Genomic DNA, 21480 nt, shown 5'->3' on the forward strand with positions numbered 1-21480 from the left:
GACGAGGAGTATGAACCTGTGAACCGGAGCATCGAGGTCGTCATCCCGGTCCATGATCCGGCGCGGCCGGTAGCGCGCGGAATCGCTTCCGTCCTCGAGCAGCGTTCCGAACTGGCCGCCCGCGGCGTCGAGCTGCGCGTAACGGTGGTGCTGCACAACCTGGCGGCGGACAGCCTGTCCCGCGGTCCCGGGTTCACGGCTGGACCGCCAGGGGCCGCCGGCGTCAGCTATCTCAGCCATTCCGACGGCGTTCCGTCACCGGCCGGCCCGCGCAACTTTGCCCTGAACCGCAGCACCGCTGATTACCTGAGCTTCCTCGACTCGGACGACTACCTGGAACCAGGGTCGCTGCTGTCCTGGTGGGAGGTGGCCGAGAAGCACCATGCCGCCGCCGTCATCGCACCGTTGCGGACACCCGAGGGAAACATCCTCGCGGCGCCACGGATCCGGCCGTCAAAGCCGCGCGTCCTGCACCCGCTCCGGGACGGGCTGGCGTACCGCAGCGTGCCGTACGGCCTGCTGCGCCGCGGGAGCCTGCAGGCCGTGGGGTTCGCATACACCGAAGGCATCCTTACCGGTGAAGACCTCGAACCGACGCTGCGCCTGTGGTTCCGCTCCGGGGCCATCTGCTATCCCTACGGCGCCCCGGCGTACCGGCAGACCGACGACTCAGGGCCGGCCCGCGTGACGAGCTCGATCCGGCCGCTGCGGCAGGAGTTCGCCTGGCTGGAGAAGCTGCTGGACGTTGACTGGCTGCGGCAGGCGACGACGCCGGAAAGGCGCGCCATCGCGCATAAGATCCTGAGGGTGCACGGCATCGGCGCCCTGCTGCGGCGCGCTGACACCCCCGGCTCCCCCGGCAGCCCTGGCTCCCCCGGCCGGACCCCGGTGTGGGATGCGCAGGAGAGCCTGTACTGGCAAGACATCACCGGGCGGGTCCTGGCCCTGGCCGGCGGTTCCATTCCCGGCATGAGCCGGCGGGACTCCACCCTGATCCAGGCCGCGGGCTCGGCCGCTGATCTCCGCCGGCTGCAATCCGTGGTGGCCGATTACCGGCGGGCCGGCCGGGCTGCGGAGCTGCTCACTGCCCGGCTGTGGGACTCCTGCTCCCGCGACTCAACCCTCCGGCACTACCTCAGCGAGAGACTGCGGGCCAGAACCGGCGTCTTCAGGGCACCGGCCGCCGTAGCGCGTTGACAGCAGCCGCACGCCCCTGAGTAAACCCCGGCCCGGCCGGTTGCCGGCGGCTTCCGGGCACGGCGGGACCCACCGCGCTTGCTAGACTCGAGTCGATCATTCGGACGGGCAGGAGCATTGATGAACTGGTGGCAGGCGTTTCCCGCTATCGCCGTGGCCGCACTCCTGCTGTTCCTCCCGGGGTTGGTGCTCGCGCGCGCACTGGGCGCCAAAGGATACGCCACCGCAGCCATGGCCCCCTTGGCCTCCGCGGGACTCATCGGCCTGGCCGGCGTGGTGGGGGGACTGGTCCGGCTGGGCTGGGGGCTCCCCAGCTACCTGCTCGTGACCGCAGTCTGCACCGGCCTGGCGGTCCTGCTGCGACGGTTCCTTAGGGACCGGATCACCCCCGTCGCGCCGGCCTCGGCGGCACCCGCCGTCCAATGGGCTGCAATCCTGGGCGGCCTGGTGGCAGGGGCCACCCTCATCACCACCCGCCTGCTTCCGGCCATCGGCAAGCCCGGGAACTTCGCCCAGGTCTATGACAACGTCTTTCACCTCAACGCGATCCGCTACATCCTCGAGACCGGCAACGCATCGTCACTGACGCTGGGCCGGATGCTCACCCCTGACGCCGGGATAGCCATCTACCCTTCCGTATGGCATTCCCTGGCCGCCCTCGTGGCCCAGCTGACCAACAATGACGTCTTCGTCAGCGAAAACGCCGTCACCGTCGCGGTGAGCGCCCTGTTGTGGCCCTTCGCCTGCATCATGCTGGTCCGGGGCATCGTCGGTCCCCGTGTCCTGCCGCTCGTCGTGGCCGGCACCCTGAGCGGTGGCTTCTGGATTTTCCCTTTCCAATTGCTCCAGTGGGGCCCGCTGTACCCCAACACCCTTGCCTACAGCCTGCTGCCGCTGGCGCTGCTGGTCCTCGTGGGGTTGTTCAAGGCAGGCCGGGAAAGGTTCCTGGACAACATCAGTCTCTGGACTTTTTTGCTGGTTGCGCTGGCGGCATTGTTCCTCTCGCAACCCAATGGTGCCACGGCACTGATGGCGTTCTCCGTCCCGCTGATCGCCGGCTTGTGGTTTTCCCAGTTGCGCGCCCGGATCCGGGCCAGGGCCGGCGTCAAGCCCATCGCGGTCGTCGTCCTGTGGGGGGTGGCCTCAGCAGCTGCATTCCTGGTCATCTGGCAGGCCCTGCTCCTGAGCTATGACAACTGGAAGCCCAGCCGGACCCTGGCCGAGGCGGTAGGAGACGTCACGACCGGCACCCTCCTTGGCGGCAGCGAGACCATGGTCGCCTCGTGGGCGGCGCTGCTGGGCGTCGTCACCATCCTGCTGCGGCGGAAGGGGGCGTGGATGATTGCCTGCGCGCTCATTGCCGGCGCCCTCTACATCGTCGCCGTCTACATGTACCAGGGCCGCTTCCGGCACTTCACGACCGGCAGTTGGTACCAGGATCCCTACCGGCTCGCCGGCCTGGTGCCGTTGTTCATGATTGTGCTGGCCGGCGTGGGCGCCGACGGCCTGGTGTCCGCGGTCAGGGGACTGCTTCAGCGCGTCGCCGCGAAACGATCCGCCGGCCGGCGGCTGGGACTCCCCGAGTTCAGGGGATCCGGCAGCCTGTACGCCGTCGCAGCAGCTGCGATCACGGCCGTCCTGCTCTCCAACCTGGTGAACAGCGTCCAAGGCCCCGGCCTGACCGTCGTCGCCGCGAAGATCACCAAGTCCTATTCCTTTTCCCCGGGCTGGGCGGTATCCAATGATGAGTTCGCCCTGATGTCCCGGCTGGGGTCGACAGTGCCGAAGGACGCCGTGATCGGCGTCAACCCGTTCAACGGCGGCCCGCTGGCCTACGCCGTTTCCGGCCGCCACGTGACGCAGTACCACATTTCGCCCGGGCCCGACGCCGAGCTGCGCAAGATCGCGAAGGACATCACCACGGCGCAGCCGGGATCGGATACCTGCCAGTTCGCTGCGAAAGACCATGTGGACTACATCCTCGACTTCGGCAACTTTTACATGCTCAACTTCGCGGAAGCCCGGGCCTACCCCGCGTTCGTCGACGTCATGACGACCCCGGGCGCCAAGGTCGAACTCGTGGACCAGCAGGGCGCGGCCAAGCTGTACAAGGTCGACGCCTGCTGAGCCGGCCGCTCCGAGGGGCCCGTGCCCGGGGTCACAACCGCCCTAGCCGAGGCCCGCGATCGCCTAAGCTGGGTCCATGCGTATTCTCAGCGTCGTCGGCGCAAGACCACAGTTTGTAAAGCTCGCACCGATCGCTTCGGCCCTGTCCGGCCGGGCCGAGCACCTCATTGCCCACACGGGCCAGCACTATGACGAACTCATGAGCGATGTCTTCTTCCGCGACCTGGGCATCCCGGCACCGGATTTCAACCTCGGCGTCGGGTCCGGCAAGCACGGGGCACAGACCGGGGCCATGCTCTCCGGACTGGAGGAAATCCTGGAAGAGGCCAAGCCCGACTGCGTGCTGGTTTACGGGGACACGAACTCCACCCTCGCCGCCGCCATCGCCGCGGTCAAACTGCACATTCCGCTGGCGCACCTTGAGGCTGGCCTTCGCTCCTTCAACCGGCGGATGCCGGAAGAGCACAACCGGGTCCTGACCGACCACGCCGCGGACCTGCTGCTGGCCCCGACGCAGGTCGCCGTCGACCACCTGGCCAATGAGGGCCTGGCGGCCAAGACGGTCCTCGTCGGAGACGTCATGACCGATGTCCTGTACCAGGTCCGTGACCTGCTGCAGAGCCGGAACGAGCCCCTCCCCCTCGACGTGTCCCCGCAGGGCTTCTACGTCAGCACCATCCACCGCCCGGATAACACGGACTCCCCGTCCCGGCTGAAGTCCATCCTTGGCTCGCTGGCCTCGCTGGACCGGCCCGTGCTCCTACTGGCCCACCCGCGGCTGGTGAGCTTCGCCGAACGGCACGGGCTCGACCTTGAGCAGGGAAGCATCCGGGTGTGCCCGCCGCTGGCCTACCCGCAGCTGGTCAACGCCGTCGTCAACAGCGCGGGCGTCATCACCGACTCGGGCGGACTGCAGAAGGAAGCCTTCCTGCTGCGGGTCCCGTGCACCACGATCCGCCCCGAGACGGAGTGGGTGGAGACCCTCGAGTCTCGGTGGAACGTCCTCGTGAGCGAAGACCTCTCCATCCTTGCCGACACCGTGAAGCGGCCCGCTCCGGAGCCCACCGACGCTGCCCCGTACGGCGACGGACACGCTGCCGAGAAGATCGTGGACGCGCTCCTTGCCTTCAACGCGGAGTCCGGCCGGAAGTAACCCGACACAGGCGCCGGGCTGCGGCGGGAACGGGCAAGAGCAGGCGCCCGTTCCCGCCTTTTTAGCGCCGGGGATCCCCCGCTGCGGCGACGATGGCCGCCGCGGCCTGGCCAGCTGCGGCGAGGGAGGCGTTGTCCGCCACCCACTGCGAGCGGAGTCCCCGGCCGGAGTCGGCGTTTTCCAGCGCGGCGACCATGGCGGCCGCCACCGCCTGCGGGTCGTGGGCGACGGCGTCGCCGAGTCCGTTGCCGGCCACCACGGCGGCCCCCTCGCCGGCGCCGGCGAAGATCACCCGGGTGCCGCACCCGGCGGCGGCGTAGATCTTGGTTGGCTTGGCGAAGTCATAGCCCTGGCCCGGCTTAATACTGACAAGTGCAGCCGCGGCTCCCCGCAGCCAGGACGCAGCCTGCCGGGGCGGAACGACCCCGCCGAAAACAACACCGCCCGGAGCGATCTCGGCGGCCAGCGCGCGGAGCGCCGGCTCGTCCGTTCCCTGCCCGAAAAAGCGGATCTCCGCGTCCGGGAACTTCTGCTGCACGATCGGCAGGGCGCGGACAAAGACGTCGGCTCCCTGCCATTCGGAGATGGTCCCGGTGTAGGCGAAATAGGGCCGCCGGCCGGCGACGGCCTCGCCGTCGGGGTTGAAGACCGAAGTGTCGACCCCGTTGGCCACCACCCGGAGCCGTTCGGCCGGCACGCCGAACTTCGCGACCTGCTCGGCAACCGCCTCGGAGATCGCGATGACACTGGAGGCGCGGCGCAACACAAAGCCTTCAACCCGCCGCATCAGGCCGATGACGACGCCCGGCACATCCATGGCGGACAGCGCTTCACTCCACACGTCCGCCGCGTAATAGACGAACGGACGGCGGCGCAGCCAGCTGCTGAGGGCCACCACCAGGCCGGTGGTGGGGGGCGGTTCGGAGACGACAACATCCGCGTCCAGTGCCAGGAGGCGGAAGAACGCCGGAATGTCGAAGCTCAGGTACTGCAGGTACCCCCGGACGTTGCCGCCCGGGTCCCGCAGCACCGGCCACCGGCTGATCCGGAACGGGACGCTGCCCGCGGAGGCACCCCCGGGGGCACGGGTTGTCACGACGTGCACCTCAGCTCCTGCCGCCACCAGCCCGTCCACCAACGCCTGGAGGCGGAATGCGGCGGCCCCCACTTCGGGGGTGAATAGCCGGGTGGCGACCGCGACCCGCAATCGGGGACCGGCCGTCACGAGGCGGCGACTTTGACCATCTGCCCGCTGCGCGCGGACTCCAGCACGGCCTCGGCGACGGACAGGGTGTCGAGCCCTTCGCGCATGGTCACGACGTCGTTGCGCAGCCCCAGGACGGCGTCGCGGAAGGCTTCGTGCTCGGTACGCAGCGGCTCCGGCTTGGCGATCGCCAGCCGCGTCATGTTGCCCTCGGAGACACCCCGGAAGGCCGCCATGGACTCCCACTCCGTGGCCACGGTGCCGTTCTCGAAGAACGTCAGGTCCGCGGTCACCGTGTCGGCAACGAAGGCGCCCTTTTCGCCGGTGACGATGGTCAGGCGCTCCTTCATCGGGGAAAGCCAGTTCACCAGGTGGTTGGTGATGACACCGTTTTCCAGCTGGCCGGTTGCGGCGACCATGTCTTCATGCGGACGGCCGCTGCGGGTGGTGACATGGGCGAAGATCGACTCGAAGCGGCTCTGGGCGAGCCAGGCGGTCAGGTCGATATCGTGCGTGCCCAGGTCCTTGACGACGCCGACGTCGGCGATGCGCGAGGGGAAAGGACCCTGCCGGCGGGTGGCAATCTGGTACACCTCGCCGAGTTCGCCCGCTTCGATCCGCTTCCGCAGGGACTGCAGCGCCGGATTGAAGCGCTCGATGTGCCCGACGGCGCCGACCAGGTTCTTGGCCTCGAAGGCGTCGACGAGGCGCTGGCCTGCCGGGGCGCTGGCGGCGATCGGCTTCTCCACGAGGGTGTGGACGCCGGCTTCGGCCAGGGCCAGGCCGACTTCCTCGTGCATCCCGGTCGGGACAGCGGCGACGGCCATGTCGAGGCCCTGGGCGATCAGTTCCTCCACCGAGGACAGCACCTTGAGGCCGCCGGCGACGCCGTGCGGGTCGCCGTAGGCGTCCGCGACCGCCACCAGGTCGACGCCGGGCAGTTCGCGCAGGACGCGGGCGTGGTGCCGTCCCATCATTCCCAGCCCGATCAGGCCGACACGCAGGTTCGCCATCTCAGGCACCGGCCTTGGCGACGGCGTTGACCGCCGTGACGATCCGCTCGAGGTCGTCCTGGCTCAGGGACGGGTGGACCGGCAGCGAGAGCACTTCCTTGGCCGCGGTTTCCGTGTTGGGCAGGTCTTCGGTGCGGTTGAAGGACGGGAGCCGGTGGTTCGGGACCGGGTAGTACACGCCGGTTCCGATGTTGTATTCCTCCCGCAGTGCCTTGGCCAGGCCGTCGCGGTCCTCGGTGACCCGGATGGTGTACTGGTGGTAGACGTGGCCCGCGCCGGCCTTGACGGCCGGGGTCCCGACGTTCTCCAGGTGAGCGTCGAGGAAGGCCGCGTTCTGCTGCCGCTGCGCGGTCCAGGCCAGCACCTTGGTGAGCTGGACGCGGCCAATGGCGGCGTGCAGGTCGGTCATGCGGGCGTTGAAGCCGACGATTTCGTTCTCGTACTGCTTCTCCATGCCCTGGTTGCGCAGCAGCCGCAGCTTGTGCTCGACGGCGGGGTCCGACGTCGTGACCATGCCGCCCTCCCCGGAGGTCATGTTCTTGGTCGGGTACAGGCTGAACATGGCGAAGGTGCCGAAGCTGCCCACCTTCTTGCCGTTAAAGCTGGCGCCGTGCGCCTGGGCGGCATCCTCGTACAGGTCGATGCCCCGCTCCGCGGCAAGCCGGCCGAGGCCCTCGACGTCGAACGGATGGCCGTAGAGGTGGACCGGCATGATGCCCTTGGTCTTCTCCGTGATCAGCGAAGCGACATGGTCCGTGTCCAGGGTGTAGTGGTCCAGCTCAATGTCGGCGAACACCGGAGTGGCGCCGGTCAGCGCCACCGCGTTGCCGGTAGCGGCAAAGGTGAACGAGGGCACGATGACCTCGTCCCCCGGTCCGACGCCGGCGGCGAGGAGGCCAAGGTGGAGCCCGGAGGTGCCGGAGTTCACGGCGACGGCCGCGCGGCCGTCAACCAGCACCGAGGAGAACTCGGTTTCGAACTCCGCTACCTGCTTGCCTTGGGCCAGCATTCCGGAGGCGAGGACGGCATCAACGGCCGCCCGCTCTTCATCGCCGATGATCGGCTTGGCTGCGGGGATAAAGTCCAGGCTCATGCGTTGTCCTCTGCCTCTTTCAGGAAATTTTCTTCTTCAACATATTTGGCGCCCGTCTCGGGGCACACCCAGAAGCCGTCCGCCTCACGCAGCGGGAAACCGGCCTTGCCGACCCACCCGAGGCGCTTGGCCGGTACGCCCGCCATCAGGGCGAACGCCGGGACATCCTTGGTGACGACGGCGCCAGCGGCGATGGTCGCCCAGCGTCCGATCGTCACCGGCGCGACGCACACGGCGCGGGCGCCGATGGACGCTCCATCCTCGATGGTGACACCTACCGGGGTCCAGTCGTGCGCGCTCTTCAACGATCCGTCCGGGCTGACCGAGCGCGGGTAGGTGTCGTTCGTCAGGACCACCGCGGGTCCGATGAAGACGCCCTTCCCCAGCTTGGCGGGCTCGTAGACCAGAGCGTAGTTCTGGATCTTGGTGTTGTCGCCGATCTGGACGCCGGTGCCGACATAGGCGCCGCGGCCGACGATGCAATTTTCTCCCAGGACGGCGTCTTCACGCACCTGGGCCAGGTGCCAGATCTTGGTGCCGGCGCCCAGCACCGCGCGGTCTGAAACATCAGCGCTCGGGGCAATGTTATTCATCGTGGATCTCCTGTCAAAGGGAAGAAGTGATCGGCGCGCGGGCCGGGGTCAGGCCTTGCCGATGACGCGGTACTGGACGCCGTCCCAGGCCTCGGCGCTGCTCACGCGGCGGCCGTCGATGAACACCCGGACGCCCGGGAGGTCCTGCGGCCCGAGGGTCCGGTACTCGGCGTGATCGGCCTGGACCACGGCCGCATCGGCCGGCTCCCCCAGGTGGTAGGGCTGGAAGCCCAGCTTCTGGAGTTCCTCGTCGGTGTACAGCGGGTCGTGGACAAGTGCCGTGGCGCCGCGGGATTCGATTGCCTTGACGGCGTCGAAGACACCGGAGAACGCCGTTTCCTTCACGCCGCCGCGGTACGCGGCGCCCAGGACCACCACCCGGGCTCCCGCCAGGTCGCCGTAGGCGCCCTCCAGCAGGCCGATGGTGTAGGCCGGCATGTCGGCGTTGGCCGCGCGGGCGGCGCGCACCACGGTGGCTTCCGGATCGTTCCAGAGGTACAGCCGCGGGTAGACGGGGATGCAGTGCCCGCCGACGGCGATTCCCGGCGTGTGGATGTGGCTGTAGGGCTGGGAGTTGGCGGCCTCGATGACCTGGTAGATGTCGATCCCGGCCGTGGCGGCGAAGCGGGCGAACTGGTTGGCCAGTCCGATGTTGACGTCGCGGTAGGTGGTTTCGGCAAGCTTGGCCAGCTCCGAGGCCTCGGCGGACCCCAGGTCCCACACGCCGTTCGGGCGGACCAGGTCTGCCCGCTCGTCGAAGTCCAGCACGGCCTCGTAAAACTCGACGGCCTTGGCTGCGCCGGCCGGCGAGAGGCCGCCCACCAGTTTGGGGTACTTGCGCAGGTCCTCGAACACCCGGCCGGTCAGGACCCGCTCCGGCGAGAACACGAGGTGGAAGTCCTGGCCCTCGACCAGGCCGGAGGCGGCTTCCAGGGCCGGCTTCCAGCGGCTGCGGGTGGTGCCGACCGGGAGGGTGGTCTCGTAGGAGACCAGGGTACCGGGCGTCAGGTGCTTGCCCAGGTCCGCGGTGGCCGCGTCCATCCAGCCGAAGTCAGGGTTCGCGTCGGCGTCGACAAACAGCGGGACGACCAGCACAACGACGTCGGCCTCGGGCACCGCGTCCGCGTAGTCGGTGGTGGCCCGGAGCTTGCCGGCGGGCACCAGCTCGGAAAGCTTTTCCTGCAGGTGGGCTTCGCCGGGGAACGGCTCCGTTCCGGCGTTGATGAGGTCGACAACCTGCCGGTTCACGTCGACTCCGACGACCTCATGACCCTTGGACGCAAACTGGACGGCCAAGGGCAGGCCGATCTTTCCCAACGCAATTACAGCAATCTTCACGATTCTCGTGCCTTTTCTCTCATACCTGGTGGCGGGGCCAAAGGACCTGTCTCCACCCTAGCGGCTGCCGCACGGCGGCGGCGTTGTAGCGGGGCCGGACGGCTAGTTGCGGAGCCGGCTGACCGCCTCGTGGATCGGCCCATCAAACAATACATTTCCGTGCTCAAGCAGGACACCGCGGGCGCAGATCCGGGAGACCAGGTCCAGGTCGTGGCTGACGACGACGAGCGTCTTGCCGCGCTCGGCCAGCTCCTGGATCTTGTCGATGCACTTGCGCTGGAACGGTTCATCGCCCACGGCCAGGATCTCGTCGATCAGGAAGACCTCGGGATCGGTGTGGACTGCTACGGAGAACGCCAGGCGCAGGTACATGCCGGAGGAGTAGAACTTCACCTCGGTGTCGATGAATTCGCCGATTTCCGCGAATTCCACGATCGACTCGAAGCGGTCGTTCACCTCCTGCTCGGTCATCCCCAGGATGGCTCCGTTCAGGTACACGTTGTCGCGGCCGGAAAGGTCGGGATGGAATCCGGCGCCGACCTCGATCAGGCCGGCGACCCGGCCCCGGGTGCGCACCGATCCGCTGTCCGGGAGCATCACACCGGAGATGTGCTTGAGCAGCGTGGATTTGCCAGAGCCGTTCAGCCCGAGCAGTGCAACGGTTTCGCCGGTCTGGACATGCAGCGAGACGTTCCGCAGGGCGTGGAACTTCTTGGTCAGGTCGCCTTTCCTGCCCTTGGCCAGCCACACCACCGCCTCCTTGATGGAGCGGGTGTGGCGGAGCACGAACTGCTTGCTGATATCGGTGACTTCAATTGCGTTTACCACTACAGCTCCTGGGCGAAACGGCCCTCGAGCCGCCTAAAGGTGAATTGGCCGAGCGCCAGGACGAGGACGGACACGACGAGGCCGACCGGGAACCAGAGCCCCAGCAGGTCCGGCGGCATGGGCGAAGACCCGTCGGTGGTGGGGTACCAGAACGCGTAATGGAACAGCTCCACGCCGACCGTGATCGGATTGGCCTGATAGACCGCGAAGGCGGCCGCACCGAGTTTCGCCTCAACCATGGACCACGCGTACATCACCGGCGACGCCCAGGTCGCCACCATCAGCAGCATGTCGACCAGGTTCTCGGAGTCCCTGAAATAAACGTTCGCGGCACCGAAGAGCAACCCGAGTCCGGCGGCCAGCAGCGCGACGATGGCGAACCCGCCGACGGCCGAGAGCAGCTGGAAAAGGTCCGGCTTCCAGCCGGTGAACAGGCACGCCGTCACCAGCACCACCAGCTGCGGGAAGAAGTGCACCGCCGAGACCCACACCGACGCGACCGGGAAGAGCTCCCGGGGCAGGTAGATCTTCTTGATCAGGTTGCCGTTGTACACGATGGACCGGGCAGCGTTCCCCAGGGCCTCCGTGAAGAAGTTGATCAGGACGATGCCGGAGAACAGGTAGACCGCGTAGTTCGTCAGCCCTTCCGGATTCCGGGGGCTCCGCTCCAGCCCGAGGAAGACCCCGAGCGCGATGTAGAAGACGATGAACTGGACGCCCGGCTTGACGTAGGACCAGAGCAGGCCCAGGACCGATCCCCGGTAGCGGATCTTGAGTTCCTTTCGGACCAGCAGCTTGAGCAGGAACCGCGAACGGGCCACGTCGGCCAGGCCGCGGCCCAGGCCGGGCTCAACGAGTTCCTGGGTGCTGGCGGTCATCGGGTGCTGTCACCTTTGCTGTTGGCGTCGAAGGTCTGCTTCCACGCGTCCATCGAGGTGATCTCGGCGAGGGCGCCGCGGTATTCCTGCTTGAGGGCCGGCCACCGGCGCAGCACCTCGCCGTAAACCTTGACGCTTTCGGCGAGCAGGGCGCGCACCCGGCGGGGATCGCGCTTGTACCAGGACACCGCGCTGCCCTCGGCGTTGGAGACCAGTGCGCTGTCGAACTGGGAGACCCGCCACCACTTGTTGTCCTGGTGGGGCACGATGGTCTCAGGGTGGGCCTTGGACGTGTCCGACACCGGGAAACCGACGTGCCGGACCACAGTCTTTGCCACCCACGGCAGCAGCCCCAGGTAGGACGGCACCGAGACGCCCTTGCCGCGGCGCGGAACCTTGGTGGACAACACCGACGGGTAGTCGTCAAAGCTCGGCTTGAACTGGGCTTCCGAGAACTCCTGGGCCATGGCACGGATCTCGGGGAGCTTGGTGGGAAGCATCTTGTGCAGGCTCCCGGGTCCCTGCAGCAGATCCTTCATGGCCTCGATGCGGCCCTGCAGCGTGTAGTACTGCATCGAAATGTTGTGCTTGAGGTCCAGCTTGATCGAGTTCTCCACCAGGCCGCCGCCGAAATCGTAGGGGCTGTGCAGCAGTGCGTAGATGAACCGGTTCCGAGTGTGGAAATAGGCCTGCCAGCCGACCAGGTCGTCCTTGTCGATCCAGGAAACATGCCAGACAGCGGACCCCGGCAGCGACACCGTGTTGTACCCGGCGGCCTTGGCGCGGACGCCGTATTCGGAATCGTCCCACTTGATGAAGACGGGCAGCGACAGGCCGATCTCACGGATCACCGCGGTAGGGATCAGGCACATCCACCAACCGTTGTAGTCGACGTCGACGCGGCGGTGCATCCACGGGGTGTCCCGCAGGTTCCGCTGCGCGAAGTTGTGGCGCATTTCCTGGTTGGGGTTGGGTTCGGCCGGGCCGATCAGGTACGGGTTGACGACCTCGCCCAGGGTGTGCAGGACGTTGCGGTCGTGCAGGTCGAACATGTGGCCGCCGACGAGGGTGGGCTTCTTGCAGTAGTCGGCGAAGGTGCCCAGCCGGATGAGGCTCTCGGCCTCGATGACGACGTCGTCGTCGAGCAGCAGGACGTAGTCGCTGCCGTTCTCCACCGCCTCGTACATGCCGCGGGCGAAGCCGCCGGAACCGCCCAGGTTGTTCTGGTCAATGATGCGCAGCTTGCCGCCGAGTGCACTCTCAACCTCGGCAAAGCCCTCGGCATCGGCCACCTTGTCGGTGCCCTGGTCGACGACGATGACTTCCTTCACGTGCTCCAGGGCCTCCGGGTGCTGCCCCAGGATACGGAGGTTGTTGATGCAGTAGGCGGTCTTGTTCAGCGTCGTGATTTCGAGGGTGATCAATCCGGTCTGCCGCCGCGCGGCCCGGGTCTGCCATTCGGCGCCGACGAACTCCATGTCGTCGGTTCCGGCGGTGATGTCGAACCAGTACCAGCCGCCGTCACCGAAGGGGGCCAAGGACAGGACGAACTCCGTCTGCGCTTCGCCGTCGACCCTGGTGGTCTCGACGTGCTGCAGCGAGCCGCGGGCGTTGGAGCGGTAGATGCTGACGGTGCCCCGCCCGGACGTCCGGACCTGGAGGCGGACCTCTTCCACCGTGGTCCAGCGGCGCCAGTAACTCGCCGCGAAGGCATTGAAATAGGTGGCGAAGGAGATCCGCTCGCCGGCCCGCACCGAGGCGCTGGTCCGCGAGGTGATGTCATCCGCGTGCGCCATCCGGGCCGGGTCGAGGAGCTTGACCGGCGTCTTGGAACGGCCGAACCCGGACAGTTCCGCCGAGATGTCGGTGGCACTGCTCACCACGCCGGAGTCCATGTAGAGCGGGAGGGTCTCGTGTCCCCGCTCCCCCGGAAGGATCACACGCTGGATGGTTTGCCAGGCGGCGTCGTTGCCCGGCCCGGCGGTCACGGTCTGGTTGTCCTGCTGGCCTACGCTCACGCGTCCACCCCTCCGCTTTCAATCTTGGCGCCACCCTCGAAATGCGGGCGGATCTTGTTCTCGAACATGGTCAGGGCGGAGCCGATGGCCATGTGCATGTCCAGGTACTTGTAGGTGCCGAGGCGCCCGCCGAACAGCACATCCTGCTCCGCGGCCGCGAGGTCGCGGTACTTGAGCAGGCGTTCGCGGTCCGCGGGGGTGTTGATCGGGTAATAGGGTTCGTCGCCCTTTTCCGCCGCACGGGAGAACTCGCGCATGATGACGGTCTTCTCCGTCTGGTAGTCGCGCTCGGGGTGGAAGTGGCGCGGTTCGATGATGCGGGTGTAGGCGACGTCGGCGTCGTTGTAGTTGACCACCGACGTTCCTTGGAAGTCCCCGACGTCGAGCACTTCCTCCTCGAAGTCGATGGTGCGCCAGGAGAGGTCGCCCTCGGCGTAGTCGAAGTAGCGGTCCACCGGTCCGGTGTAGACGACGGGGATGTTGCCTACGACCTTGTCCTTGCTGTACTCGTGCGACTCGTCGAAGAAGTCGGTGTTGAGCCGGACTTCGATGTTCGGGTGCTCGGCCATCTTCTCGATCCACGCGGTGTAGCCGTTGGTCGGCAGGCCCTCGTACTTGTCGTTGAAGTAGCGGTTGTCGTAGTTGTAGCGCACCGGGAGGCGGGAGATGATGCCGGCGGGCAGGTCCTTGGGATCCGTCTGCCACTGCTTGCCGGTGTAATGCTTGATGAACGCCTCGTAGAGCGGCCGGCCGATGAGCTGGATGCCTTTGTCGTTGAGGTTCTGCGGGTCGGTGCCCGCCAGTTCTCCGGCCTGTTCCTTGATCAGGTCCTGGGCCCGGCCCGGGGTCAGGTTCGCGCGGAAGAACTGGTTGATGGTGGCCAGGTTGATCGGCAGGGAGTAGACCTCGCCCTTGTGGACGCCGTAGACCTTGTGCACGTAGTTCGTGAACGTGGTGAAGCGGTTGACGTACTCCCACACGCGGTCGTTTGAGGTGTGGAAAAGGTGCGCGCCGTACCGGTGGACTTCGATCCCGGTCTGCTCCTCCTTTTCGCTGTAGGCATTGCCGCCGATGTGGTGGCGGCGGTCGATGACGACGACCTTCAAGCCCAGCTCGGTGGCGGCCTGTTCTGCGATTGTCAGGCCGAAAAAGCCCGACCCTACGATGACGAGGTCAGCGGTCACAAAATCTCCTGGTTCGAATGCGGGCAGCGCAACGTTGTGCATCGTCTGCTGCTCTAGACTACCGAGCGTTTCGCCGGAGCCACGAATCGCGGCGCCCCGGGCGCTGCGCCGCCGGCGGCCCCCGGCCCCTTGCTGCGCCCGGCCTGCCCGCTACGGCGGCACTTTTCCACCTCCGGGCGTTATCCACATGGCTGGATTGTGTTGCCACCGGCGCCGGGCGGGTCCCTAGCCTGTTTTGAGTACACGTCTGAGCAGAAGGGGGCCTCCCGGTGTTACTGCACTGCACCCTGGTCCGCGGGCCGGGCGCCGCGCCAGGAATCCAAGCTGACCCGGTAGAGCTGTCCGTCGAGCTGCCGGTCGGCTGCCCGGGCAGCGAACTGGAGGCAGCAGTGGCCCGGCAGTACGGCACCAGCGGCCTGACGGTGGCCGGCGTACCGCTGGGCACCCTGGCCGCCGGGGACGCCCCGCTGGTCAGCGGTGCGGTTCTGGTGGACGGCGCCACTGCCGGCCCGGCGTCCGACGGCGGAGCCGCCCTCCTGCTGGCTGTGCTCAGCGGACCGGCGGCCGGGACGCTGCTGCCGCTGCGCCGCGGCAGCTACCGCGTGGGCCGGGGCGGGACGAATCTCCTCCTCCCGGACCCGGAGCTGTCCCGCGCACACGCGCTGCTGCAGGTGACCGATGCGGGAGTCACACTTGTCGATCTGGGCAGCGCGAACGGCACCACGGTCGATGGCAAACCGGTCACCAGCGTGCGGGTTTCCAGCGACTCCGTCATCGGCTGCGGCCAGTCCACCCTGGGCCTGGTGTTCCGCGGCGGCCGCGCGGCCCGGCCAAGCCCGGCGGCGGGGCCCGGCGGCTCCGATGCCGGCCGTGACACCTCGGAACCGCTGCGGATCCCGAATCCGGGTCCCGCCGGCAACCGCGCGGCCCTGGTGCTGACCGCCGTGGTCCCGCTGGCCGTGGGCGTTGCGCTGGCCGTGGGCACGGGGCTGTGGATGTTCCTGGCGTTCTCGGCCCTGTCCGCGGTGTCGGTCCTGGTACCGGCGCTGTCCGGCCGGAGGCGGCGGCGCGAGCTGAAGGCCGCCATCGCCGCCGCCGTCGACGAGGACCGCGACCGGCGGCGGCGGGCCGCCCCAACCGCAGCGGACCTGGCGATCAACGCCGGGGCCCCGGACTCCGGCGGGGCCCGGGACGGACCCGACGGCGGTCCCGCCTGGTTGCGGCTTGGCCTCGCCCGGGAATCTGCGCGCATCAGCCTGGTTCCGCACGACCCCGCATTCCAGGCCCCTTCCGTGGGACCGGTTCCGGTGTGCCTGGACCCCGCGGCACCGGCCGGTTTTCGCGGCCCGGAAGAGGCCCTCGCGGGGCTGGTCCGTTTCCTGGTCATGCAGCTGGCGAGCTACCCCCGGGCGCGCCGGACGCGGATCCTGCTGCACGGTCCCGTCCGGTCACTGCCGCTCGCGGCCCGCTTCCTGTCACAGGTGTCCCTGTCCGCCAGCGGGTCACTGACCGCAGCGGACCTTGCGGCCGGCCCCGGCCCGGGCTGGGACCGGGGCGTGCTGATCGTGCTGCCCGGGACGGACCACGCCGCGGCGCTCTGCGCTGCGGCGGCCGGCTGCGGCTGGCAGGTGCTCGATTGTGCTGCCGCCTCTCACACCGGTCCCGGCCAGACGGTCGTGCTGGGCGGGCGCGGGGCCTTGCTCACCACCGGCACCACCAGCACCGTCTTCACTCCCGATCTTGTGCCGGCCGAGGTGTTTGACCGGTTCTGCCGAAGGGCGGGCGGAACGGAGCCCGCGCCGGAGGCAGGCTCGGGGCGCGTCCCGGACGAGTGCCGGCTGGGTGGGCTACTGCCGCTCTCGGCCGGAGAGATCGAGCGGCGCTGGTCCGCGGCCGGCGGCCAGCCCCGGCGGGGACTGCCTGTTCCGGTCGGCCGGGCGGCAGCGGGTCCGCTCTACCTGGACCTGGAGTCGGACGGGCCGCACCTGCTGGTGGCCGGGACCACCGGATCCGGAAAGTCCGAGTTCCTGCGCACCCTCGTGGCCGGGCTGGCGGCCAGCTACCCGCCGGACCTGCTCAACCTGCTTTTTGTGGACTTCAAAGGCGGCTCCGGGCTCGGACCGCTGACCGGTCTGCCGCATTGCGTCGGCATGCTGACCGACCTGGCCAGTCACGAGGTGGAACGCAGCCTGGCGTCGCTGCGCGCGGAAGTCCGGTACCGGGAGGAACTGCTGGCCGCGGCCGGCGTCCCGGACCTGGCCTCCTACCCGGCACAAACCTCCGGGGTGCCGGCGCTGCCCCGGCTGGTCCTGGTGATCGACGAATTCAGGATGCTGGTCGAGGAAGCGCCCGCCGCACTGCGGGAACTCATGCGGATCGCGGCAATCGGACGGTCCTTGGGGATCCACCTCGTCATGGCCACCCAGCGCGCCCAGGGGGCACTCTCAGCAGACATCCGCGCCAATGTCACCAGCAGCGTGGTGCTGCGGGTCCAGTCGGAGCTGGAGTCCGCCGACGTCATGGCTTCCCGGCTCGCCGCGGCCATTCCGCTGGACAGCCCGGGGCGGGCCTACCTGTTGCGCGGCAGCGCGGCACCCGAGGAATTCCAGACCGCTGTCCTGGCAGCCGCACCGCAGGCAGTCGGCCAGGCCGTCACCGTCCTGACGGCCGCGGCCCGGCTGAAGAACCGGGAGCGCGCACCGCTCCGACACGCGACGGGGCCTCCCGTTCCGGCCACCACCACCGAAGCAGCTGCCGCGCTGGTCCGGCTGACGTCAGGACTGTGGGCCGGGCGGGGCGGCGCGCTCCCCCGGCGTCCTGTTGCCCCGCCGCTGCCCGTACGGTTGCCTTTTCCCCGGCGCGGAACCGGACCGGCCGCTACTGCGGCCGCGCCCGGCGTGCTGCTGGGGATGGTGGACGTGCCGGAACAGCAGCAACTCCGCGAACTTCGCTGGGACGCAGGGGGGCACGGCCATCTTGCCCTCATCGGCGACGTCCACGGCGGCACGTCCGCCGGACCCGCGGCGGCCTGCCAACTGGCAGTGGAACAGCTGCTAGGCGACGACGTCGAATCCCATCTGTACATCCTCGACGCCGACGGCTCGCTGCGCCGCACGGCGTGCTCGTCCCGGGTCGGTGCTTGGGCGGGCGCTGATGAGCTGCGCCGCGCCGTCCGGGTGCTGGAGCGGGTGGCCGGGGAAGTCCGGAGCCGGCTGGCCGCTCCGGGAGCGGCACCTGCCCCGCCGCTGGTCCTCGTGCTGAGTCACTGGGGGTCGTGGGTCTCGGCGTTCCGGTCCGGTCCCTTGGCGTGGGCCGAGGACCTCGTGAACGACATCATCCGGGACGGCCCGGGGGCGGGCGTGACCGCCATCGTTTCCGGCGGGCGCGAACTCGTGGTGGCACGGTTTTTTGCGGCGCTTCCCAACCGCATCTTCTTTCCGGCCGGATCGACGGAGGAAAGCCGGCACGGCTGGCCGCGGTTGCCGGAAGTTCCGGCCCTGCCCGGCAGGGTGGCCGCAGCCGGCGCGTTCGCCGGGGCCACCGCGCACGCGGCGCAGCTGTGCGAGCCGCCGGAGGCAGGGACGCGGCCTTGCCCCTCCGGGCCCTTGACGGTGCGGCCGTTCCGGGTTGAGCCGCTTCCCGCGGTAGTGACCGTCTCCGAGGTCCGGGCCCGGATCGGCCCGGAGCTCCCGGCTCCGCCGGCTCCCGGGTGGCTCTGGGTCGGGCTGGGCGGGGATGAACCCGGCCCGGCCGGCCTCCCGCTGCCGCCGGGCACCGTCCTGGCCGTGCTTGGCGGACCCGGAGCCGGCAAAACCTCCCTGCTTCGTGCGCTGCCCGGCCTCAATCCTGCCGTCGAGTGGCTGCGGCCCGGGCCCGGAGCCCGGCCGGAGGACTACTGGTCTGCCGTCCTGGCGCGGGCGCGGGCCGGGCAGCTCGACCGCGGCGCCATCGCGCTGGCCGATGACCTGGACCTCGCCGGCATGGACACCAACATGCAGCTGGTGGAGCTCAACGGCCTGGGCTGGACTGTGGTGCTGACCGCAGGCTACCGGCCGATGCTCCAGCAGCGGGTGCCGCTGGCGCTCCAGGTCCGTGGCCAGGGCTGCGGGATCATGATCGCCCCCCGCGCCGCGGCCGATGCGGATCTTTTTGGCATCCGGTTCGAGCCGGAGCACAGCCCGCCGCCCGGTCGGGCCGTCGCTGTGGTCAACGGCCGGCCCGCGGCCGTGCAGTTGGCGATCGAGGTGCCGCCGGCGCAACGCGGTTCCGGGGGCCCGGAGTCGCTAGAGGGCGCGGCTTGAGCCGCCCGGCCGGGATGCAAAGGCAATGACCCGCTTGTCGAACAGCAGCACGATCGCCAGGGCCGCAGGCAGCAGCATGGCCAGCCCGGCCGCGGGGTACCCGCCGGTCAACGTCGGGAAGCCGATGGTGAGCATAAACAGCTGGGCCACCAGCGCGCCGGCCCTGGGCCAGCGGTAGCCGCGGAAGAGGAAGTAGCCCACGGCGAAAAGCCACGCAGAGAATGCCAGCAGGAGCCCCAGGGTGAAGACCGCGCCCCAGAAGGACAGGACGGGGGCTCCGGTCAGCAGCTGGAAACCATACCAACCGGCGGCCACCAGCAGCGCCGTCGCCTCCAGCGCCGTAATGACGGCAATGACGGTGATTCCGGCAGGCCTCGCCACGGGAGCGGGCCCCGGTGCGCCGGGTACTGGACCGCCCGGGTGCGGCTCAGCGGGCTGGGCGGGGTCTACTGGGGGTCTTGACACACTGGCACCCTACCGGACATAGTCGAGCAGATGTGGGGGTACCGCCAGCCAATGTGATGCATCGCTCACGATTTGGCGGCATTTGTACGGCAAATACCCCTTGTTTACACAGCGTTAACATGACACGCTTAATCCAGATGACCGAGGGGGCCCACAGGGCCCCTTTCTTATGAAGCCTCTAGTGAATAATTTCACAAGAGGCATTTAACGAATTCCCAGGAATGGAGTTACTGATCAGCATGGATTGGCGTAACCGCGCAGCGTGCCTTGACAAGGACCCGGAGCTGTTTTTCCCCGTCGGAAACACCGGCCCCGCCCTCCTGCAGATCGAGGAAGCTAAGAGCGTCTGCCGGCGCTGCCCCGTCGTGGACACCTGCCTGCAGTGGGCCCTCGAATCCGGCCAGGACGCGGGCGTCTGGGGCGGCATGAGCGAAGACGAACGCCGCGCCCTAAAGCGCCGCGCGGCCCGCGCCCGCCGCGCTTCCTGATCCCCCCGCCTTCGGGCGAGACATCAACAATGGCCCCGGACCACTTGGTCCGGGGCCATTGGTTTGCCTGTGCCGTTTGCCTGTGCCCGTTGCCTTTGCCGCTGGCTTTGCGCTGGGAGCGCTCAGCGGGTGGCGAGGCTGAGGACCACCTGCACAGCCGTTCCGCCGCCCTCGCGCGGCCTCCACTGGATGCTCCCGCCGAGTTCGCTGGTGACCAGGGTACGCACAATCTGCAGCCCCAGGCCTTCGGTGTAGGACCCGGCCGGCAGCCCGACGCCGTCGTCCGCCACCGTCACGGTGAGCAGTTCGTCCCCGTCCTCACTTTCGGAACGGTCGGCGAGCAGCCAGACCGTCCCCGCCCTGCCTTCGAGCCCGTGTTCGACGGCGTTGGTCACGAGTTCGTTGATGACGAGGGCCAGCGGCGTCGCGAAATCGCTGGGCAATTCGCCGAACAATCCGGAGCGCTGCGTCTTCACTTGCTGGGAGGGGGAGGCGACTTCGGCGGACAGGCGGAACTGGCGTCCGATCAGCTCGTCGAAGTCCACGCTCTGGGTCAAACCCTGTGAGAGCGTCTCGTGGACCAGGGCGATGGTCGCGACCCGGCGCATCGCCTGTTCGAGCCCCTGCTTGGCCTCGTCGCTGACCATCCGGCGGGACTGCATGCGCAGCAGCGCCGCCACGGTCTGCAGGTTGTTCTTCACGCGGTGGTGGATCTCGCGGATGGTGGCGTCCTTGGTGACCAGCTCCATCTCCCGGCGGCGCAGCTCCGAGACGTCGCGGCAGAGCACCAGCGCCCCGAAGCGCTGCTGTTCGTCCCGCAGCGGGATGGCCCGGAGCGAAAGGCTCACGCCGCGGGATTCGATCTCGCTGCGCCACGGCATGCGCCCGGTGACCACCAGCGGCAGCGTCTCGTCCACCATGCGGCGGTCCCGCAGCAGGCCCGCCGTGACTTCGGCCAGCGACCGGCCCTCCAGCGATTCGCCGTCGCCGAGGCGGCGGAACGCCGAGACGCCGTTGGGGCTTGCGTACTGCACGATCCCCTCGGCATCGAGCCGGATCAGGCCGTCGCCGACGCGCGGGGCGCCGCGGCGCGATCCGGTGGGCGAGGCAAAGTCGGGCCAGAGTCCGAGGGTGCCCATCCGCAGCAGGTCATAGGCGCACTGCCGGTAGGTCAACTCCAGCCGCGACGGCATCCGCGAGCTGGAGAGGTCCATGTGCGAGGTCACGATCGCGAGCGTCCGGCCGTTGCGGACCATCGGCACGGCCTCGACCCGCATCGCCATGTCGCTGCTCCAGTTGGTCTCGTTGGAGCGTTCGATGGTCCGGCTTTCCCACGCCTTGTCCACGAGCCTCAACAGGTCTGAGCGGATCCCCTCCCCGACGAAGTCGGCGTGGAACACCGTGTGCGTGGTGGAGGGGCGGACGTGGGCCAGCGCCACATAGCCGAGCTCCGGGTGCGGAAACCACAAGGCAAGGTCGGCGAAGGCAAGATCGGCGACCATCTGCCAGTCCCCCACGAGCAGGTGCAGCCACTCGGCATCCCCCGGCCCGAAATCAGCATGCTCCCTGATAGGGTCCGTAAAGATTGCCACAGCACCTC

At 68.7% G+C, this 21480-nt stretch carries 16 protein-coding genes; 5 read left to right on the forward strand and 11 right to left on the reverse strand.

Features of this window, described 5'->3' with window-relative positions:
* The first annotated feature begins 18 nt into the window (after positions 1 to 18).
* The 3 genes from AC1MED_RS12675 to wecB all read left to right on the forward strand — a co-directional run bounded on the left by AC1MED_RS12675 (position 19) and on the right by wecB (position 4477).
* A complete protein-coding gene (locus tag AC1MED_RS12675; protein ID WP_479783623.1) occupies positions 19 to 1197 on the forward strand; it encodes a glycosyltransferase family A protein in 1179 nt (392 codons plus the stop codon).
* A gap of 120 nt (positions 1198 to 1317) precedes the next feature.
* Entirely contained in the window at positions 1318 to 3324 is a 2007-nt protein-coding gene (locus AC1MED_RS12680) for a DUF6541 family protein (protein WP_479783625.1), read from the forward strand.
* A 76-nt stretch (positions 3325 to 3400) separates the two neighbouring features.
* Positions 3401 to 4477 (forward strand): non-hydrolyzing UDP-N-acetylglucosamine 2-epimerase, encoded by a 1077-nt coding sequence (wecB, locus tag AC1MED_RS12685; protein WP_479783626.1) that lies wholly within the window; start codon positions 3401 to 3403, stop codon positions 4475 to 4477.
* Between the two features lie 61 nt (positions 4478 to 4538).
* Here the strand turns inward: wecB and AC1MED_RS12690 are convergent, their stop codons facing one another.
* From AC1MED_RS12690 to glf, 9 genes are all read right to left on the reverse strand, one after another.
* Positions 4539 to 5702, reverse strand: coding sequence for a glycosyltransferase (locus AC1MED_RS12690; protein WP_479783628.1), 1164 nt, complete (start codon positions 5700 to 5702; stop codon positions 4539 to 4541).
* Positions 5699 to 6694 (reverse strand): Gfo/Idh/MocA family oxidoreductase, encoded by a 996-nt coding sequence (locus AC1MED_RS12695; RefSeq protein WP_346959693.1) that lies wholly within the window; start codon positions 6692 to 6694, stop codon positions 5699 to 5701. Before AC1MED_RS12695 ends, AC1MED_RS12690 begins: the two co-directional genes overlap by 4 nt.
* A 1-nt stretch (position 6695) precedes the next feature.
* On the reverse strand, positions 6696 to 7787 hold the full coding sequence (locus tag AC1MED_RS12700) for a DegT/DnrJ/EryC1/StrS family aminotransferase (RefSeq protein ID WP_346959694.1): 1092 nt from the start codon (positions 7785 to 7787) through the stop codon (positions 6696 to 6698).
* Entirely contained in the window at positions 7784 to 8380 is a 597-nt protein-coding gene (locus AC1MED_RS12705; RefSeq protein WP_346959695.1) for an acyltransferase, read from the reverse strand. The genes AC1MED_RS12700 and AC1MED_RS12705 overlap by 4 nt, the downstream gene beginning before the upstream one ends.
* A gap of 48 nt (positions 8381 to 8428) precedes the next feature.
* The gene (locus tag AC1MED_RS12710) at positions 8429 to 9718 is read right to left on the reverse strand and encodes a nucleotide sugar dehydrogenase (RefSeq protein ID WP_479783630.1); all 1290 of its coding nucleotides are present in this window, start codon (positions 9716 to 9718) and stop codon (positions 8429 to 8431) included.
* Between the two features lie 102 nt (positions 9719 to 9820).
* Positions 9821 to 10546: an ABC transporter ATP-binding protein gene (locus AC1MED_RS12715; RefSeq protein ID WP_479783632.1), complete on the reverse strand. Its 726-nt coding sequence runs from the start codon at positions 10544 to 10546 to the stop codon at positions 9821 to 9823.
* The gene (locus tag AC1MED_RS12720; protein WP_346959698.1) at positions 10546 to 11424 is read right to left on the reverse strand and encodes an ABC transporter permease; all 879 of its coding nucleotides are present in this window, start codon (positions 11422 to 11424) and stop codon (positions 10546 to 10548) included. Before AC1MED_RS12720 ends, AC1MED_RS12715 begins: the two co-directional genes overlap by 1 nt.
* Positions 11421 to 13319, reverse strand: coding sequence for a glycosyltransferase (locus AC1MED_RS12725; RefSeq protein ID WP_346959729.1), 1899 nt, complete (start codon positions 13317 to 13319; stop codon positions 11421 to 11423). The genes AC1MED_RS12720 and AC1MED_RS12725 overlap by 4 nt, the downstream gene beginning before the upstream one ends.
* Positions 13320 to 13438: 119 nt before the next feature.
* Positions 13439 to 14626, reverse strand: a complete 1188-nt coding sequence (gene glf / locus AC1MED_RS12730; RefSeq protein ID WP_479783634.1) for a UDP-galactopyranose mutase — start codon at positions 14624 to 14626, stop codon at positions 13439 to 13441.
* A gap of 269 nt (positions 14627 to 14895) precedes the next feature.
* On the opposite strand from glf, the gene AC1MED_RS12735 reads away from it, so the two are divergent.
* Positions 14896 to 18927 carry an FHA domain-containing protein gene (locus AC1MED_RS12735; RefSeq protein ID WP_479783636.1) on the forward strand — a complete coding sequence of 1344 codons (4032 nt, stop codon included), beginning with the start codon at positions 14896 to 14898 and terminating at the stop codon, positions 18925 to 18927.
* On the opposite strand, the gene AC1MED_RS12740 is transcribed toward AC1MED_RS12735, so the two are convergent.
* Positions 18910 to 19392 carry a hypothetical protein gene (locus AC1MED_RS12740; protein ID WP_479783637.1) on the reverse strand — a complete coding sequence of 161 codons (483 nt, stop codon included), beginning with the start codon at positions 19390 to 19392 and terminating at the stop codon, positions 18910 to 18912. The two genes, AC1MED_RS12735 and AC1MED_RS12740, sit on opposite strands and share 18 nt — an antisense overlap.
* Before the next feature lie 239 nt (positions 19393 to 19631).
* Between AC1MED_RS12740 and AC1MED_RS12745 the strand changes: the two genes are divergently transcribed.
* Positions 19632 to 19880, forward strand: a complete 249-nt coding sequence (locus AC1MED_RS12745; protein WP_003804966.1) for a WhiB family transcriptional regulator — start codon at positions 19632 to 19634, stop codon at positions 19878 to 19880.
* A gap of 122 nt (positions 19881 to 20002) precedes the next feature.
* Here AC1MED_RS12745 and AC1MED_RS12750 read toward each other — a convergent pair whose 3' ends face one another.
* On the reverse strand, positions 20003 to 21472 hold the full coding sequence (locus tag AC1MED_RS12750) for a sensor histidine kinase (RefSeq protein WP_479783639.1): 1470 nt from the start codon (positions 21470 to 21472) through the stop codon (positions 20003 to 20005).
* Positions 21473 to 21480 lie beyond the last annotated feature (8 nt).

It is taken from the genome of Arthrobacter sp. BI5 (assembly GCF_056680065.1).